The following is a 17,247-nucleotide window of genomic DNA, read 5'->3' as shown; positions in this document are numbered from 1 at the left end:
GTTACTTTGCTTCGGGCAACGTTGGTTGAAGCAGACTTTCAAACAAGGCATACAGTCTATCGGCATTATTCCTGGCCGAGTATGCCGGGTCGGGCTGTGCAACCGTAAAAAAGTTGCTGTTTTTAGTTCTGAAACTTTTTAATGCATCAAGCAGGTAATCGGCTATACCCGCTGTGTTATCGTGTTCAAAGCATCGTCCGTATCTTTCTTCAATTACCGACCAGCAGGTGCTGTTTCGGCCGGTAATAGCCAGGATGGGCCGTTGGGACGTCATGTAACCAAGTATTTTAGACAAGAAAAAAACGGAACTACTTTCTCTGAATTTCCAATCAAAAAGCAAAAGTATATGGGCATTCCGCTGGCTCTGCACTACCTGAGTAAAGGTGTAGTCTTCAATAACCTTTACAAACGGATAATTGTATTTCTTAAATACGGCATGCACATCGGCATTGAGGCGACCGATAAAAACAAATTCACAATCATTCACAAATGTTGGATCGCGCTGAATAACTTTTTGAATTGCTTCAAGCAAAAAAACCGGGTTTCGTCCTTCACCGTAAAAATTTCCGGTGTGCAAAAAAGTCAACCTGCCATTAAAAGTAATCGGATTGTCAGTTACCTCATCATCATTATAAACATTCGGATAAAAGTGAAACTTATGAGCCAGCCGCGGATAGTGCTTACGATAAAGCGCCAGTTGTTCCTGCGAGGTGAGCGTAATCACATCGGCACTTTCAAAGCACTTTAGTTCAGCCTGCCTGTGGTAAGCCTGCAATTCTCCGGTAAATGAGTTTAGCGGAGATAATAACCAGGGATCGCTCAGGTGCAGCACCCAGGGAACTTTATAATATTGTTTGAGTTTGAGCCCCATCAGGGCCGAACTATAGGGGGTTGAGCGACTATAAAGAATATCGGGCTTATGCTTTATTTTTTTTACTGCCCTCTTCCATTGAACAGGGAACATAAAATCTTCATCAGGCTTCATCAGCCAATTTCGGTTCAAAATACCTGAAAGAAACCTGCCTACTTTAGAACTATAGTGCGGCAACCTTACTATACGTGCAGGGCGAATGGCATCTTTCAGGCTTACATCAGCCTTCCTCCATCCATCAGCCTCTTTTATGGTAAGCAGCGTTAAATCACAACGGCTGGCCAACTGATTTGCATATTTAATAACCTGCAAACTTTCGGGCGTATTCTGTGGTGGTGCCGATATGCTTATTAAAAGAACTTTCATCAGGTTAGTTTCCTGTAAATACAATGTACATGATCTTCGGTTATCCGATTGTTAAACCTATCAAACTTATGGACAAACCCGCTGTTGGGAAGGTTGGTGCGAACAATTTCAAAATCCCGAAAAGCGGCTGTATCCTCAAACCTGAAATTGCTGTTGTAGATTATAAATAACCCACCTTTTACTATCAAGGCCGCAAGTTCCTGCACGGTTTTATCAAATTTGTCAAACGGATAAATCGCTCCGCAATTCGGCAGGTCTTTGGTATCTTCCCACCGGCACAAAACTGAAAGGCAAAAAATTGCATCATAGGGTGCGGCCTGCAACAAGTTTTTCGGCTTGCTGTAAATGAATGAAATATCCGGGCTGGAGTTCCGGTGCTTTGCTATAAGCAGGTTCAGTCTGTTTATGTCAGCGCCAATAATCCGGGCAGCGGGAAAATATTTTTTTAACGAAAAACATTCCTCACCGGTGGAACATCCAAACGAGAGTAGCTTAACAGGCTTCTTATCCGTATCACCGATAGCTTTTGATGCCTCTGTAAACAATAATGGGTACCTGTCTGAATACGTTTTGGAAGTAAGTTGGTGCTGATCATTGAACAGCCTCCTGTACATCCTTACTGCGTTAACCCGAAAAATGCCTATGTGATTAACCAGGTATTTTCTAAGCTTTTCCAGAAATTCCATCAATACGTCTGTTTCATACGAAAGTAAAAAAGGCTGTAACTCCTCCGAACAACGCCAGGGTAATCAACCCATCGCGCAGCACAATGCCACGGTTTAGTTTTACCATGCCAAAAATCACGTAAAGCTGAATGATATAACCCAGTATGGTGGCCAGCACATAGCCCATTATAGCGGCCTGAGCACTCGCAGTCATGGCCCCTGCTAACAGTCCGGCAGCCTTTAAAACAATAAATACCATGTTCAAAATAAAATTACTATGCTCTTTATGCAGTACCCGGAACAATACCGAGAGGGGATTGGCGGCAACTCCAGGAATGAAGCTAAAGGCAAGAATTGCAGCAAAAATACCCGATTCCCTCCAGGGTTCGCCAAACAAAAAAACAAATAAGGGTAAACTAATGAGGGATAGTGCGGTAAGGCTTGTTATGCCGAGCAAAAATAATTTTTTATAAAGCTGAAGAGAAATTAAACTGAGTTGCTCGGGGTAATCCGGGTGTAACTCGGCCGCTTTTTGCAGAAAAACAGTGGTGGATGAACTGATAAGTACATTCATGGGCATGCTTACCAGGCTAAACGCCAATGCAAACAAACCCAGTGTTGTTTGACCGAAGTAAAATGAAATAATATAAACCGGCAACTGGTTGCTGAAGTTGCTCAACAGTAATCCGGTAGTTATAAAAAACGGATACGCTTTGTAGGCTTTCCATAACCTGCGGATGTCCGCAAAGGAAATGAAACGATTTAGCCGGTGAAATTGATTGCGCATGGCCCCACCCATACGGGCCAGGCTATCCAGCGGATACTGCAAGGCATTTCCTGTAATCAAACCGCTGGCATCGGTGCGTACAAATAATCCAACCAACAGCGTAACCAATTTGCTGGCTGATGTTGAGACTATCTTTCCCAGTGCACTACGCTTGAATTCTTTAAGGCGAATACCCCAACCCAGCAGCAAGTTATCTAAACCAATTAATAACAAATAAAGAGGAATAAACCACAGATAGGCCTCAATGGCTTCCCATTCAAAAAAAACAACCAGGTATTTACCGGCCGAAAAAATTACTAAACCCGAGAGCGCTACAAAAAAAATAATAACGCCAAAGGTAAACTGTACCAACTTATAAAACTCATCATCGTCTTTGATGGTGACATAACCGGTGGGGTATTGAAGGGTTACCAGGGGTGACACATTATTGACGATTGCCATAAACAATGCAAAGGCTCCGTAGGCAGCAGGCCCGTACAAGCGGGCAATAAACGGTGTAAATACTAAACCGAGCACCAGCGCAGTTGCATTACCGGTAAAAGTTACAGCTAGGTTATGGATAAATCTGCCTTCAGGAAAAAGCCGCGAAAAAATATTTTTTACCAGCAAAAAGGGATTCGGCAGCATAAGGGCTCAAACATCGGAAAAAAAAATATTGCTGCCTATTGCTGAATATTGCTTTCGGGCTACGGCTGCATAAGTCGTAACGCTACCAACTATTTTTAAGCGATTATGATAACTTGCGCAAAAAATTAAAACCTTGAAAACCTCATTACTTACCGGAGGCGCCGGCTTTATCGGTGCCCATGTTGGCCGCGAACTATTAAAACTCGGCCATCAGGTTATTATTTTAGACGACCTCAGCGGAGGGTTCGAAGAAAACCTGCCCGATGGAGCGCTCTTCATTAAAGGAAGTATTACGGATCATCAACTGATTTCCAGGTTATTTCAAGAACACTCCTTTAATTACGTTTACCACCTGGCGGCCTATGCTGCAGAAGGCCTGAGCCATTTTATACGCAGGTTCAATTACGAAAACAACCTCATCGGCAGCATTAACTTAATCAATGAAAGCATTAAGCATAAAGTTGAGCGGTTTGTCTTCACCTCATCCATAGCTGTTTATGGAAAAGGGCAATTGCCCCTGCGCGAAGACATGGTGCCTTTACCGGAAGATCCCTATGGTGTTGCCAAACTTGCCGTTGAACAGGATCTGAAATGCGCTCACGAAATGTTTGGGCTTGATTACACTATTTTCAGGCCACATAATGTATATGGTGAGTACCAGAACATTGGCGATAAATACCGAAACGTGGTGGGTATCTTCATGAATCAACTCATGCAAAACAAGCCGCTCACCATTTTTGGCAATGGCGAACAAACACGAGCATTCAGTTACATAGGCGATATTGCCCCGCTCATCGCCAGCTGTGTAAACAATCCAAAAGCCCGTAATGAGATTATTAATGTGGGTGCCGACCAGAATTATACCGTTAAAACCCTGGCACAGGAGGTAATGAGGGCCATGGGCATGGCCGGAGAAATTTTGTTTACCGAAGCCCGAAATGAAGTGATGCACGCCTGGTCCGATCACACCAAATGCCGGCAGATTTTTGGCGACATCAACCATACCCCGCTGCCTGACGGCCTGAAAAAAATGGCCGACTGGGCCAGGCGTACCGGCAGCAAGAAAAGTCCAAGGTTTGAAAACATAGAAATAACTGAAAAACTCCCCCCCATTTGGCTTAACGATTAAATGAAATCCATTCTCTTTCTGGATATGCACCGCGAAGGACGATCGCCTTCGCAACGCTTTCGATACGAACAATATTTAACACTGTTACGCGAAAAAGGTTTTATCGTTCACCATTCGTTCTTACTGAACGAAACAGATGATAAAATTTTCTATTCGCACGGTAAATACCTGGCTAAGGCATGGATTCTTCTAAAAAGCATTGCCAGGCGCATAAAAGATGCGGCACGCGCCCGTCAATATGATTACATCTTCATTCAGCGCGAAGCATTTATGTTGGGAACCAGCTTCTTCGAGAAACTTTTGTCGTACTCAAAAGCAAAAATCATTTTCGATTTTGATGATTCCATCTGGATGCAGCAGGTCTCTTCTACAAGCCCTAACAAAAAGTTAAACTTCTTAAAGAATCCGGGTAAAACAGCTCGTATTATTTCGTTAGCGGATGCCGTTGTAGCCGGTAACCAATACCTGGCCGATTATGCCCTCCGGTACAATCCTTCGGTTACAATTATTCCTACCACAATTGATACCGTCCTGTATGTGCCCCGCGAAAAAAAAGTGTCATCGGTTATAACTATCGGATGGAGCGGGAGTAAAACTACCATTGATCATTTTAAAGAAGCCCTGCCTGCATTAGAGGTAATTAAAGAGCAATACGGTAGCCGGGTGATTATACAGGTAATAGGCGACAGTGCGTACCGAAATGAAAAACTGGAAATCACCGGAAAGGCCTGGAGCTTAGACCGTGAAGTTGAAGATTTACTCAACTTCGATATAGGCATTATGCCCTTACCCGATGACGAGTGGTCGAAGGGGAAATGTGGGCTGAAAGGCCTTCAGTACATGGCCCTTGAAATACCCACCCTGATGTCAGCGGTTGGTGTTAACCGCGAAATCATTCGGCATGGTGAAAATGGATTTCTGTGTTCAACCACCGAAGATTGGATAAGGTATCTTAGCCTGTTAATTAATGATTTTGAACTGCGGCAGCAAATCGGTAAAGCCGGCAGGGTAACCGTACATGAACGCTACTCGGTATATGCCAACTCTTCGCGCTTTCTTTCCTTATTCGGATAGTGCAATATATACCCCAAGGCGAGCACATAAAACGGCAGCAGGGGTATTTTATAACGAGCCAGTGTACCAAAATTAAAGGTAGAAACGCCAACAGCAAACGCGAACGTTAAACTGAACACAAGGCAAAATATTACGGTAGGGTGTTTAACCGACTGAACCACCCGTCCTCCGTAGCGCACAATCAGAACCAGCGTAATGACCATCAGAACAAAACTTTCTAATGCAGAAAGTAGCATCAGCGGATTTTTAACTTCCCACAGATAGGGCCTGAACAAGGTTACGTTTATTGCCTGCGGAGTTTTGGAAAGCATATTGGAAAAAGTCCCGTCCAGTTCACCTAACGAATAGCCGCTGCCGGCATCTTTACCCGTATAAAAACCAATATCATAGGCGGTTATCTGGGCCGTGGTAGCAATGCGTTCAAGTGAATACTTCGGATCATCTTTTCCAATGAGCACAATTGAATAGTACCCGCTTACTACCAGTAACCCCCCGATTACAGGAACTATCAATAATTTAAGAATAAGAGATTTAATGCGGGCCAGGTACCCTGCATAAATCCATAAAATAGCGGCAGGTAAAAAACTTAGTAAAATATATTTCTTCACAGCATAGAGAAGTGCAACACTTATTACCAATAACCACATCGACCCGGCTTTATTTTTATTAAACCGGAACAAATTGCTTATAGCCAATGTAAGAAATCCTACTGCCGCCAGTGTGATGGTGTCTTTTAATAATCCCGAACCCCAGAAAATAACCGAAGGAATGAAAAGTGTGGCAACAGCAACCCACCGGTGATGCGCAGGCGTTTCGCGGTAAAATACAGTAAATAAAGACCAGGCACCCGAAAAACTAACTACGGCAAACAACACCGCTGTACCCGTGTAAGATGAAAAGGTGAGCAAATCAAAAAGGGTTGCAATCCTTACAATAAAAAAGGAGGAGGGATCAGTATAAAAAATAATGGATGAAACATAATCATAGGCGCCCCTTATCGGTTCACCGGTCGATGTCAGTAGTTTCCATCCTAAAACAGATGACTCCATAAACGCCTCCCAGATTACCCGGCTGCCGTGTGTATGAAAATTAAAAGTATCCCCACCATCGTAATAGAACTGGTACAAGAAGCCTAATGCAATGGCAGAAAAAATCCGTAGGGTGAGTGCCGGAAAAAAGTACTTGCGTGTAACCGCATCGGTAACGCTCGGCCTGATAAAATAGGCTGCAACGTACACCAGTATGATGACAATAGGGGTTACTACCAGATCACGTAGTTCCAACGGGCTTTTCGATTAAAAGTTCAAAGTTCAAAGTTCAAAGTTTAAAGTTCAAATCTATTAACCATAAAAGCCTAAACTTTGAACTTTGAATTGTAACCCTGAACCAATTCAATCCACCTTTTCCAACTTCTTTAACCTGCGCTTGGCCGCTTTAAAAGCTTCATCCTTTCGTTTGGCGTGCTTTTTTACTTCTTTAAAGTATTTCTCCGCCTCCTTTTTATCGCCCTGCTTCTCGGCAATTTCGCCCAGGGCAATTAACGAGTACAGGTAATAGCCCGACTCGGGTACGTCCAGTTCTTGGGCATACCGGATACACAATTGATAGTATTTTTTGGCTTCATCATAATTTCTTCGCGCCTCGTAAATCTGACCGAGAAAAAAGGAAGCATACCGGCCGGTGTTGGCCTCGTAACCAACATAAGTACTGTCAACCCGGTTCAGTATGTCTTTGCAAACAGGCTCAGCCTGTGCATAGCGGCCCATGCCATACAGCATGCGTGCGTAGTAGCGGTGAAAGAAGGGATTATCCGGATAGGTTTGATAGAGGTATTCGCTGATTTGGAAAGCGCGTACATCATCATTCTCATAATTATTTAGAATCCGCATAAGCCAAACCATGGCTTCGGTGCGGGTATAAAAAGCGTTGTACGAAACTTCTTTTAATTGTTCCAGTCCTAATTTCTTATCGCCTTTCGGAAAGAACCACAGGATGGGTTTCAGGGCAGGGTAGTTTTCAGGCACCCAAACCGAAAAGTAATTGAACAGCGCATCGCCAAACAGTAACTCGGGGCTTAAGTCCTGTTTCGATTTGCTTACTTCAAGGTAATCCAGGGCATTTTTACCGGCCGTAGCGGCCTTGCGCCAGTTTTTACGAAACTCATCGGAGTACAACCTCCCTTTAAATCCATAAGCAGCCGATAAAAAGAAGGCTGCTTCAATTTTATAGGCAGGATGTTTCTTAAAAAGGTTTTCGGCCACCAGGATAGTCGAATCCATATAAGCAAAAAAGGCCTTGTCGTATGTTTCGTTTTTTGTATTCGGCATAATCTTCCACCACTCAATCATGCCCATTAAAAAATAGGGCAGCGGATGCCACTTGTATTTGTACCGCAGGTAGCGGAACTGCGCTTCGGCTTTATCGAACTTAAAGTTGTATAAATCGTTTAGCGCCTGGGTACACTCCAACTGAACGCCCAGGTCGTTAATTAATATAATAGTGGTATCTTTTTTTACCAGCGGCTGTGCCCATATACCCGGGCTTGCGACTAACCCAACCAGGGTGATGCCTATACCTGCTGCCCAAAACCTTATTTTAACCATCTTTACTGCTCTGCCTAACGGGTATGCAAACCAATTACGAAACTAAATCAATATTTGCGGCCGACAAAAGGCTGCTTTTTGTGCTGCTCTGCCTGCTTACGGTTTTCCTGTTGTATATGAAAAAATCTTTTATTGAAAACGAAACCGCAGCCTTTGAGTTTCTGCAGGACAGGCCCGAAGGCATGGTGCTCAAAGTCCTCAGCACACTGCAGTTTATATCCATCCCGGTGGTTTACCTGTGGAAGTTTACGGTAATTGCTTTTGTTATCTGGGTAGGGTGCTTCATGTTCGGCTACCGGGTAACCTACGCACAGTGCTGGGGCGTGGTTATCGGGGCGGAGTTTATTTTTCTGATCCCGGAATTACTAAAAATCCTCTGGTTCCTATTTGTTGTTCCCGATCCGCGGTATTCCGACATCGGTGCGTTTTACCCGCTTTCGCTGATGCACTTTTTTGACTACTACAGCATCAACAAAAAATGGGCTTACCCCCTGCGCGCACTGAATCTGTTTGAGATCATCTACTGGTTTTTACTGGTGGCCGGCATCCATCACTACGCCCGCAAAGAGAAAAAGGTAGTTTGGTTTATTGTGCTGGCATCGTATGTGCTGATTTTCTTTTTGTGGCTTGGTTTTTATGTGATTGTGTATAAATAATCGTGCCCAAACTACTGAAGTCTAAAATTTGTAACTTGCCGTACTATGAACGAGTTGATTTTCTACATTGAAGATTCACCTGAAGGAGGGTATGAAGCACGTGCTCTTGGTGAAAGTATTTTTACAGAAGCTGATAACCTAGAGGAACTTAAATCAAACATTAAAGATGCGGTTTTGACACATTTTGATGAAGGCAAGCATCCCAGAATCATCAGGCTTCATTTCACTAAAGAGGAACTGATTGCATTATGAGAATTCCCCGCGATGTTTCAGCCGGAGAATTAATTAAATCGCTTAATAAAATCGGATATGAAGTAAGCCGACAAAAGGGAAGCCACATCCGTCTCACCTCTAATTTCCCGACAACTCATCACATTACAATTCCAAATCATAATCCGCTTAAAATCGGTACACTTTCTTCAATCCTCACAGCTATTGCAGTGCATCGAAAGCAATCGAAAGATGTTTTAATCAAAGATTTATTTGGATAGGGTTAATCTTTAGTTGCGTTTAATTAAACAAACTTCAAAATCCGTATTTTCGCCCTTTATTTGTAACCAAAGGCCGTTAACGGTACTCTAAAACGAATTCCTAAAAAGCATGAATTTTCAGAAAGTCAATAACATAACGGGTTGGATAGTATTTGCAATCGCCCTTACTGCCTACTGGCTCACCATGGAAGAAACCGCCAGTTACTGGGATTGTGGCGAATTTATTGCCGTATCGTACAAACTGGAAGTGCCCCACCCGCCCGGAGCCCCGTTGTTCCTGCTCATCGGCCGCATGTTTTCGTTTCTGGCCCTGGGCGATGTTACCCGCGTAGCCTACTGGATTAACTTCTCCAGCGTATTGGCCGGTGCCTTTGCATCTCTCTTCACCTTCTGGTCTATTACCATTTTTGGCCGCAAACTGCTCAACATTTCAAAGCCTGAAGAACTCACTGCCGATAAAACCATTTTGCTGATGGGTGCCGGGCTGGTAGGCGCCCTGGCCATGACGTTTGCCGACTCCATCTGGTTCTCGGCTGTTGAAGCCGAGGTATACTCCATGTCTATGTTTTTTACCGCGTTGGTGGTTTGGGCCATGCTGAAGTGGGATGCCATTGAAGACGAAGCCAAAGCCAACCGGTGGATTATTCTGATATCCTATGCCATGGGCCTGTCCATTGGTGTTCACCTGTTAAACCTGGTTACGCTACCCGCTTTGGCCTTGATTTTCTATTTTAAAAAATACACACCCTCGCGTTGGGGCATTCTCGCCACGCTGTTGGTAAGCGGGTTACTGATCATCTTCATCAACGACATTATCATTCCCGGCCTTCCTTCGCTGGCCGGGGGCTTCGAAGTGTTTTTTGTCAATACACTAGGCCTTCCGTTTGGTTCAGGAGTCATCGTGTTCAGCTTAATCATTATCGGCAGCCTGGTGTACGGTATCGTTTACAGCCAGCAAAAAGTTAAACCGGTGCTTAACACTTTTTTGCTGAGCACAACCTTTATCCTCATCGGTTATGTATCCTATGCTGTAATCGTTATCCGCTCAAATTACAACACGCCCATTGACGAAAACGATCCGAGCGATGTGATGAGTTTTGTAAGCTACCTGAAACGCGAACAATACGGAAGCCGCCCGCTGCTGTACGGGCAATACTTTACCGCACAAATCATCGACATCAAAGAAGGTGCCCCCGTGTACAAGAAAGGCAAAGACAAATACGAAATCATCGATCGGAAACGCGAATACGTGTACGAACCAACCCACATGACCATCCTGCCGCGCATGTACAGCACCACCGATAACCACGCGTCCATTTACCGATCAAAACTGGGACTTAAAGAAGGTCAAAAGCCAACCTTTTCCGATAACCTGCGCTTCATGTTCAGCCACCAGATCGGCTGGATGTACATCCGCTACTTTATGTGGAATTTTGCCGGCCGCGAGGGTGATGAAATCGGGGCCGACTGGCTGGGGCCGAATAGTTGGTTCGAAGATGTACCCTACATGGTTTCGTACAACAAAGCCCGTAACAATTTCTTCCTGATTCCCTTTATCCTTGGCTTTTTCGGTTTGTATTACCAGGTAGTAAAAGATCCTAAAAATGCCGGGGTCATCGGGCTCCTGTTCATCCTTACCGGTGTAGCCCTGGTGGTGTACCTCAATTCGCCTCCCTCCGAGCCGCGCGAACGCGACTACATTTACTCCGGTTCGTATTACGCTTTTGCTTTCTGGATTGGTCTGGCGGTTATTGGTTTAGCTTCCGGCCTTGGCAAATTCATTAAAAATGCAAAGGCATCTGCTATTCTTGCCACGCTTATTGCGTTTACCACACCTGCCCTGATGGCCACCCAGGGCTGGGACGACCACAACCGCTCCAACCGGTATTTTTCGGTTGATTCGGCCAATAACTACCTCCAATCATGCGCGCCAAACGGTATCCTGTTTACCGGTGGCGATAACGACACCTTCCCGTTGTGGTATGCACAGGAGGTGGAGGGCATCCGCACCGATGTACGCGTGGTGGTGTTGAGCTACTACAATACCGATTGGTACATTGAACAAAGTATGCGCAAGCATTACGAATCCGATGCATTTCCCTACACCCTTACCGCTGAACACTACCGGCAGGGCGGCCCCAACGAAGGATTAATGTACCAGGAAACCGGTATCAAGAGCATTGACCTTGCCCAGTATATCGACCTGATCAAGAAAAACAGTAAAACCCTGTTGCACCCGTATTACCCCAATACCAATATGATTCCTTCAAAGGAATTGGTGCTGAAGGTGGACACATCCTATGTAAAAAAACTCGGCATCATCCCGAAAGGCATGGAACACATGCTGGTTAATGAAATGCGCTTGCGGGTACGCAGGAACAGCCTGCTGAAGCAAGACCTGGCCCTGCTTGACCTGATGCTGACCAACAACTGGGAGCGCCCGCTTTATGTAAACAATACTTCGCTTGAACAATTTAATATTGATTTACGACCATTTGTAGTAAGCGAGGGCAACGCCTTCCGGATTTTGCCCATTCAAAATCCTGACCCGCGAACACGCCTGGTAAATACCGAAGTGGCTTACGATAACATCATGAACAAATTCCGGTTCCGTGGCCTTGATGATCCAAACGTTTTCTACAGCGTGGATTACCGCAATTTCGCGCAAAACCACCGCAGCACGTTTAATGATGTAGCTGAGGCCCTGCTGAATGAGAAAGATACGGTGCGCGCACGCGAAGTGTTGCTGCGCAGCCTGCAGGTGATGCCCGACAAAGGCGTACCCTACGATTTCACCAACGCGCTGATGCTGGAAATGCTCTTTGAAGTAGGCGAAAAAGAAAGAGCTATTGAAATATCGGAAGTAATTGGTAACCGGGTAGATGAAATGGCCGCTTATATGATCCGCAAGGGTATGTTCGATCGCGACCTGTACAACAACATTGCGGTACTGGGCGAAATACAACGGGTGCTTTACAAATATGGCGAAACTGAACTGGCCGGTAAATATGAGCAGGCTTACGAAAAGTATGCCTCCCAGGTGCAGCAGTTTGACCGCTAAATGCGGTGCAGATTATTTCCGCACAATTATAAAAAGATCAAGCGCTTCACCGGCCCGATCGGTAACCAGGTAGTCGGTATGGGAAATGTTTGTTACTAAATGCTGGTTTGCCTGCTGCAGGTTGTTCCGGTTGAGCCGGTTCAACAGTTCGTAAGGAATACGCAGCATCCATGCTGGCAACTTATGCTGCAGGTCTAATTTATCCCAGCGGGTAATCCGGTTTACAGATTGGCGGTTTTGTTCATAATAGGCCATTACCTTTTCATTGCCGGTTATCCCTTTCATGTCAACTTGCCGGAAAACCGATGCCGCCAATGCGGTTAGTTCATCAGCCAGGTATTCACGTACGTGCCACGGGTTACGGGTTAACGACATCTTACGGTTGGGCGTGGTAAGCAGGGCAAGTCCTCCCGGTTTTAGCACTCGGTAAATCTCCTGAAGAAACAGCCGGTCATTTTTAATATGCTCAATCACCTGAAAGCTGACTACACAATCAAAGGCATTGTCGGGCAACCCTGTTAGGGGGGGCAGGTTCATGGCTATAAACGTTGCCTGAGGGAATCGTGCACGCAGTTTTTGCAGGGCACCCTCAATCTTATCAACAGCCGTAAACGAATCAGCTTTTTGAATCAGTAATTCAACGCCACGGCCTTCGCCACAGCCGATTTCCAAAACCTTGCCGTGAATGTATTCTTCGGCTGCAACATACGCTTTAAATAACCGTTGATGAATGGGGTTATCGGAAGGGAGTGACTCAGAAGTAATTTCGGTGGTATAAATTTTGGTCATAATCAGCCGCTAAAATTAACCGAATGGTAAGGATTATTTTCATCAGAATAGTTTAATTTGAAAATATGCAGTGTTATCGTTATTGGATAATTGCCCTGTTCCCCTGCTTTGCAGTAAAATTACAATCGCAACCGTTGCGTGATGTAAATTTCAGTTACTTGTACGATCAGGGGCTTGAATTTAATCTGGTATTCACGGTGCACGGAACGGCCGGTCAGCATCAATTGTATTTTGAGTTTTCATCATCAAGCCCGGCAAGAAGCACAAACGAGTATTCAGTGCGGTGGGAACTGCGTAACAGCATTGGCGATAAGGACGGACGGGAATTATCCGAGCCCGCGTGGATAACAAATACTGCCGAAAAGAAAACCGGACGTTTGCAGCTTGATGATGCCAACCCGGGGCAGCTACTGGTAGCCAAAGTAATTCTCAGCGCCTCGCGCAAAGCCTGGTATTTTTATAAAACCATATCACAGGATAATGCCTTCAGTCTGTTTCAAAATAATGTACCCGTTACCAATACCTTTATCCGAATTAACGAGCCGGTAACTGCTAACGGATTTGATCAGAACAAGCCGCTTGTTGTATCGCTGTACAAAACCGACTTCCCGGCAGCAGCGCCTCCGTTTGCAACTTCGCAGGCCCGTGTTTCACCCGTTATTACGCCCGATTCTACTTTCACTATAATGCCCGGCCAACCGGTAAGGTTCAGCGGACTGGGTCTTTATCTGCTGCAGCAAGATACCGCCAGCACGGCAGGGTTGGCCTTCCGGGTGGAAGACGATTACCCCAAACTCGGCAAAATTGAAACACTGGCCGGGCCCATGATTTATGTATGTGAAAAGAAGGAGATGGATAAACTACGCGCTGCAAAAGGCGATAAACTGCTGTTTGACAAAACCATTTTGAGCATTACCGGCAGCACCGAACGCGCCAAAATTTTTATGCGCAATTACTTCCGCAGGGTTGAACAGGCCAACCAGTTGTTCAGTTCGTACAAGGAAGGATGGAAAACAGACCGCGGAATGATGTACATTATCTTCGGGCCGCCTGAAGAAGTGTACCGGTTGGGCGACCGTGAAGTTTGGGAGTATAAGAATACCAATTACAAGGGCCGGTTTATTTTCACCAAATCATCAACTCTTTTCGACCCCGATAACTATGTGCTCATCCGCGACCGCAAATTTACCGATGCCTGGTACGCGATGGTTGACCTGTGGCGAAAAGCGCGTTTTTAGTTTGTATTTTTGAGCATGACCAAACCCGACATGATTTACGGCACCCGTGCCGTGATGGAAGCCATCGTTGCCGGAAGGGAAATTGAACGGCTCTTCATTCAAAAAGGCCTGAATAACGAGTTGCTGCGGGAATTGCTCAGACTGGTGCGCGAGCGCAACATTTCATTTACTTATGTTCCGGTTGAGAAACTGAACCGGTTTACCCCTAAAAACCACCAGGGTGTGGTGTGCCTGCTGTCCTCGGTAACGTATGCCTCGCTGGATGACCTCATCCACTTTGCATACAGCCAGGGCCGCGAACCGTTCTTTATAATCCTCGACCGGATTACCGATGTGCGCAACTTTGGCGCCATTGCCCGTACAGCCGAGTGTGCCGGTGTGGATGGTTTGATCATCGCTGAAAAAGGAAGCGCACCCGTTTCGGGTGATGCCATGAAAACATCGGCCGGGGCATTGAACCACCTGCCGGTTTGCCGCGAAAAGGACTTACGAAAAACCGTAAAGTTTCTGCACGACAATGGCGTAACAGTGATAGCGTGCACAGAAAAGGCCGCAAAGACAATTTATGAAGTTGTAATCAGCGGACCCATTGCTCTTCTTATGGGGTCAGAAGAGGATGGCATCTCGGATGATCTCCTGCGCACCTGCGATGAACTCGTAAAAATCCCGATGAGTGGGAAAATCGGATCATTAAATGTAAGTGTAGCCGCAGGAATTGCGATTTATGAAATAGTACGGCAGAGAACATTTCGATAAAGCTAAGTAGTATAAGCTGTTCGAATACCTCTTTATTATAAAAATTCTCCTCCACCTTTCAGTGCCTTCACATCATTTACAAACTGGCGGAACAAGTCTTCCCGGTCTTTCTCACACACAATAATCACGTTACCAAATTCGCCCACCAGGTACCCGTTAAGGCCCTGCACAACCAACAGCTTATCAGCCGAAGAGGCCCGGATAATGGAATTGCGCGAATCATACACCAACACACGCCCGCTAACCATGTTGTTCTCCTTGTCTTTAGCCGAAATATCGTGAATGGAAGCCCACGAGCCCAGATCGGACCATGTAAACGAGGCCTGACATACATACACGTTGGTAGCCTTTTCCATAATTCCGTAATCAATGGAGATGCTTTTGCATTGTGCATACGCCTCGGCAACCGCTTTGTGCTCTTCATTTGTGCCAAACGACTCGCTGCATTCTTCAAATGCCTCGGCCATTTCGGACATGTGCTCTTCAAGTGCGCGAATGATGGCTTGAACACCCCAAACAAAAATCCCGGAGTTCCACACAAAATCACCGCTCTCCAGAAACTTCTTGGCCAATGCCAACTGGGGCTTTTCAGTAAACGTCTTTACTTTTTTTATAAACTTTTTATCGGGCAGAAACTGAATGTAGCCGTAACCGGTTTCCGGTCGGGAGGGTGTAATTCCCAGCGTAATCAGTTTATCTTGCTCTTGCGCGTAATCAACCGCCCGGGTGAGCACGTGCTGAAACTCATTTTCTTTCATGATCAGGTGATCGGCCGGGCTAACGATAATCACCGCATCATTTTGGTGTTGACGGATACGGTAGCTGGCATAGGCAATACAGGCTGCGGTGTTTTTACGCATGGGTTCGGCCAGTATTTGTTCTGCTTTTAAATCGGGCAACTGCTCCTGAACCAGGTGGGCATGCTCTTCATGGGTCACCACGTAAATCCGGTCGGGCGGGCACAGCGGCAGGAAGCGTTCATAGGTTAGCTGCAATAAGGTTTTACCGATACCCAATACATCCAGAAATTGTTTGGGTCTTTCGTTGCGGCTATAGGGCCAGAAGCGTACTCCCACGCCCCCGGCCATTAATACCACATACAGGTTTTTCTTCATTTCGGCTTCTTCGTGTCAGGAAGCGTTAGGGTTCATGGTTCAATCAGGCTATGCCCTCCTTCAGTAAATCATGCAGGTGAATGAATCCGCTAATCTTTTCACCATCCATTACCACAAGCTGGGTAATATTGTTCTCCTGCATTTGATGAAGTGCTTTCACAGCAAATTCGTCTTTTTGAATATGCTTTGGGTTGCTGGTCATGATGTCGCCTGCGCGGATGCCCGTCAGGTCGGGGTTTTTCTGAAGCATTCTTCGCAAATCGCCATCGGTAATAATACCCAGTAGCCTCTTGTCATCATCTACTACGGCAGTACACCCCAATCGTTTTGAGGTTATCTCCACAATTACTTCCCTCAGGGTGGCATCGCGGCTTACCAACGGGAGTTCATTGTTTACTGAAATATCCGAAACCTTCAGGTAAAGCTGTTTACCCAACGCCCCGCCCGGATGAAACTTGGCAAAATCGGCATCGGTAAAATTGCGCAGGTTAACCAGGCAAACCGCAAGGGCATCGCCCATGGCCAGGTGGGCGGTAGTGCTGGTAGTAGGGGCCAGGTTGTTAGGGCAAGCCTCTTGCTCAATTGTTGCATTCAAAACAAAATCTGCCTGTTGGGCCAGATAGGATTTGGTGTTGCTTACCAGGGCAACAAGTTTGGAGCCCCTTCGTTTTAGTAACGGCACCAGTACCTTTATCTCCGGAGTATTGCCACTTTTGGAGATACAAATAACAATATCGTCTTGTTGAATCATGCCTAAATCGCCATGAATAGCATCGGCAGCATGCATAAACAGGGCGGGCGTGCCGGTTGAATTTAGTGTAGCCACAATTTTATTGGCTATTATGGCGCTTTTGCCAATGCCTGTTATGACAACCCGGCCTTTTGACGAATAAATTTCGTTTACACAGGCCTCAAAGTCGTCATCAATAAAATTTGTGAGATTTTCTATCGCACGGGATTCATTTATTAATACTTCCCGTGCAATGTTTTTAATATTTTTTACTAAATTCAATTCCCTT

The 17,247-nt window shown here is 45.6% G+C and carries 16 protein-coding genes; 8 read left to right on the top strand and 8 right to left on the bottom strand.

All coding sequences use genetic code 11. From position 1 onward, the window contains the following. Position 1 precedes the first annotated feature (1 nt). Genes HRU69_06645 through HRU69_06635 form a run of 3 tightly spaced genes read right to left on the bottom strand, consistent with a single transcriptional unit; the run spans position 2 to position 3,316 of the window. Positions 2-1,237, bottom strand: coding sequence for a hypothetical protein (locus HRU69_06645; GenBank protein ID QOI97188.1), 1,236 nt, complete (start codon positions 1,235-1,237; stop codon positions 2-4). Continuing rightward, positions 1,237-1,923, bottom strand: a complete 687-nt coding sequence (locus tag HRU69_06640; GenBank protein ID QOI97187.1) for a class I SAM-dependent methyltransferase — start codon at positions 1,921-1,923, stop codon at positions 1,237-1,239. Before HRU69_06640 ends, HRU69_06645 begins: the two co-directional genes overlap by 1 nt. 13 nt (positions 1,924-1,936) lie before the next feature. Next, entirely contained in the window at positions 1,937-3,316 is a 1,380-nt protein-coding gene (locus HRU69_06635; protein ID QOI97186.1) for an oligosaccharide flippase family protein, read from the bottom strand. A gap of 133 nt (positions 3,317-3,449) precedes the next feature. On the opposite strand from HRU69_06635, the gene HRU69_06630 reads away from it, so the two are divergent. Both HRU69_06630 and HRU69_06625 read left to right on the top strand, forming a co-directional pair. Continuing rightward, positions 3,450-4,445, top strand: a complete 996-nt coding sequence (locus HRU69_06630; GenBank protein QOI97185.1) for an NAD-dependent epimerase/dehydratase family protein — start codon at positions 3,450-3,452, stop codon at positions 4,443-4,445. Then, positions 4,446-5,519: a glycosyltransferase family 4 protein gene (locus HRU69_06625; protein ID QOI97184.1), complete on the top strand. Its 1,074-nt coding sequence runs from the start codon at positions 4,446-4,448 to the stop codon at positions 5,517-5,519. It begins immediately after the preceding gene. On the opposite strand, the gene HRU69_06620 is transcribed toward HRU69_06625, so the two are convergent. Then, complete coding sequence (locus HRU69_06620; GenBank protein QOI97183.1) at positions 5,471-6,802, bottom strand: hypothetical protein; 1,332 nt, start codon at positions 6,800-6,802, stop codon at positions 5,471-5,473. The two genes, HRU69_06625 and HRU69_06620, sit on opposite strands and share 49 nt — an antisense overlap. A gap of 108 nt (positions 6,803-6,910) precedes the next feature. Continuing rightward, positions 6,911-8,122, bottom strand: a complete 1,212-nt coding sequence (locus tag HRU69_06615; GenBank protein QOI97182.1) for a tetratricopeptide repeat protein — start codon at positions 8,120-8,122, stop codon at positions 6,911-6,913. Between the two features lie 116 nt (positions 8,123-8,238). On the opposite strand from HRU69_06615, the gene HRU69_06610 reads away from it, so the two are divergent. From HRU69_06610 to HRU69_06595, 4 genes are all read left to right on the top strand, one after another. Beyond that, positions 8,239-8,778 carry a sulfate ABC transporter permease gene (locus tag HRU69_06610; protein ID QOI97181.1) on the top strand — a complete coding sequence of 180 codons (540 nt, stop codon included), beginning with the start codon at positions 8,239-8,241 and terminating at the stop codon, positions 8,776-8,778. 45 nt (positions 8,779-8,823) lie between these two features. Further along, a complete protein-coding gene (locus HRU69_06605; GenBank protein ID QOI97180.1) occupies positions 8,824-9,030 on the top strand; it encodes a 2-oxoisovalerate dehydrogenase in 207 nt (68 codons plus the stop codon). Then, a complete protein-coding gene (locus HRU69_06600; protein QOI97179.1) occupies positions 9,027-9,269 on the top strand; it encodes a type II toxin-antitoxin system HicA family toxin in 243 nt (80 codons plus the stop codon). The genes HRU69_06605 and HRU69_06600 overlap by 4 nt, the downstream gene beginning before the upstream one ends. Before the next feature lie 109 nt (positions 9,270-9,378). Further along, the gene (locus HRU69_06595) at positions 9,379-12,330 is read left to right on the top strand and encodes a DUF2723 domain-containing protein (GenBank protein ID QOI97178.1); all 2,952 of its coding nucleotides are present in this window, start codon (positions 9,379-9,381) and stop codon (positions 12,328-12,330) included. Between the two features lie 12 nt (positions 12,331-12,342). Here HRU69_06595 and HRU69_06590 read toward each other — a convergent pair whose 3' ends face one another. Further along, positions 12,343-13,119, bottom strand: a complete 777-nt coding sequence (locus HRU69_06590) for a class I SAM-dependent methyltransferase (GenBank protein QOI97177.1) — start codon at positions 13,117-13,119, stop codon at positions 12,343-12,345. Positions 13,120-13,184: 65 nt separating this feature from the next. On the opposite strand from HRU69_06590, the gene HRU69_06585 reads away from it, so the two are divergent. Next, positions 13,185-14,357, top strand: a complete 1,173-nt coding sequence (locus HRU69_06585) for a GWxTD domain-containing protein (GenBank protein QOI97176.1) — start codon at positions 13,185-13,187, stop codon at positions 14,355-14,357. 15 nt (positions 14,358-14,372) lie between these two features. Then, positions 14,373-15,113 carry a 23S rRNA (guanosine(2251)-2'-O)-methyltransferase RlmB gene (rlmB, locus tag HRU69_06580; protein ID QOI97175.1) on the top strand — a complete coding sequence of 247 codons (741 nt, stop codon included), beginning with the start codon at positions 14,373-14,375 and terminating at the stop codon, positions 15,111-15,113. 35 nt (positions 15,114-15,148) lie between these two features. Here the strand turns inward: rlmB and HRU69_06575 are convergent, their stop codons facing one another. After that, positions 15,149-16,228, bottom strand: coding sequence for a mannose-1-phosphate guanylyltransferase (locus HRU69_06575; GenBank protein QOI97174.1), 1,080 nt, complete (start codon positions 16,226-16,228; stop codon positions 15,149-15,151). A 43-nt stretch (positions 16,229-16,271) separates the two neighbouring features. Then, positions 16,272-17,240 (bottom strand): KpsF/GutQ family sugar-phosphate isomerase, encoded by a 969-nt coding sequence (locus HRU69_06570; GenBank protein ID QOI97173.1) that lies wholly within the window; start codon positions 17,238-17,240, stop codon positions 16,272-16,274. Between the last annotated feature and the right edge of the window lie 7 nt (positions 17,241-17,247).

It is taken from the genome of Flammeovirgaceae bacterium, from assembly GCA_015180985.1.
Taxonomy (GTDB): Bacteria; Bacteroidota; Bacteroidia; order Cytophagales; family Cyclobacteriaceae; genus UBA2336.
The sequence above is the reverse complement of the archived record's forward strand: the minus strand, read 5'-3'. Positions and strand labels throughout refer to the sequence as shown.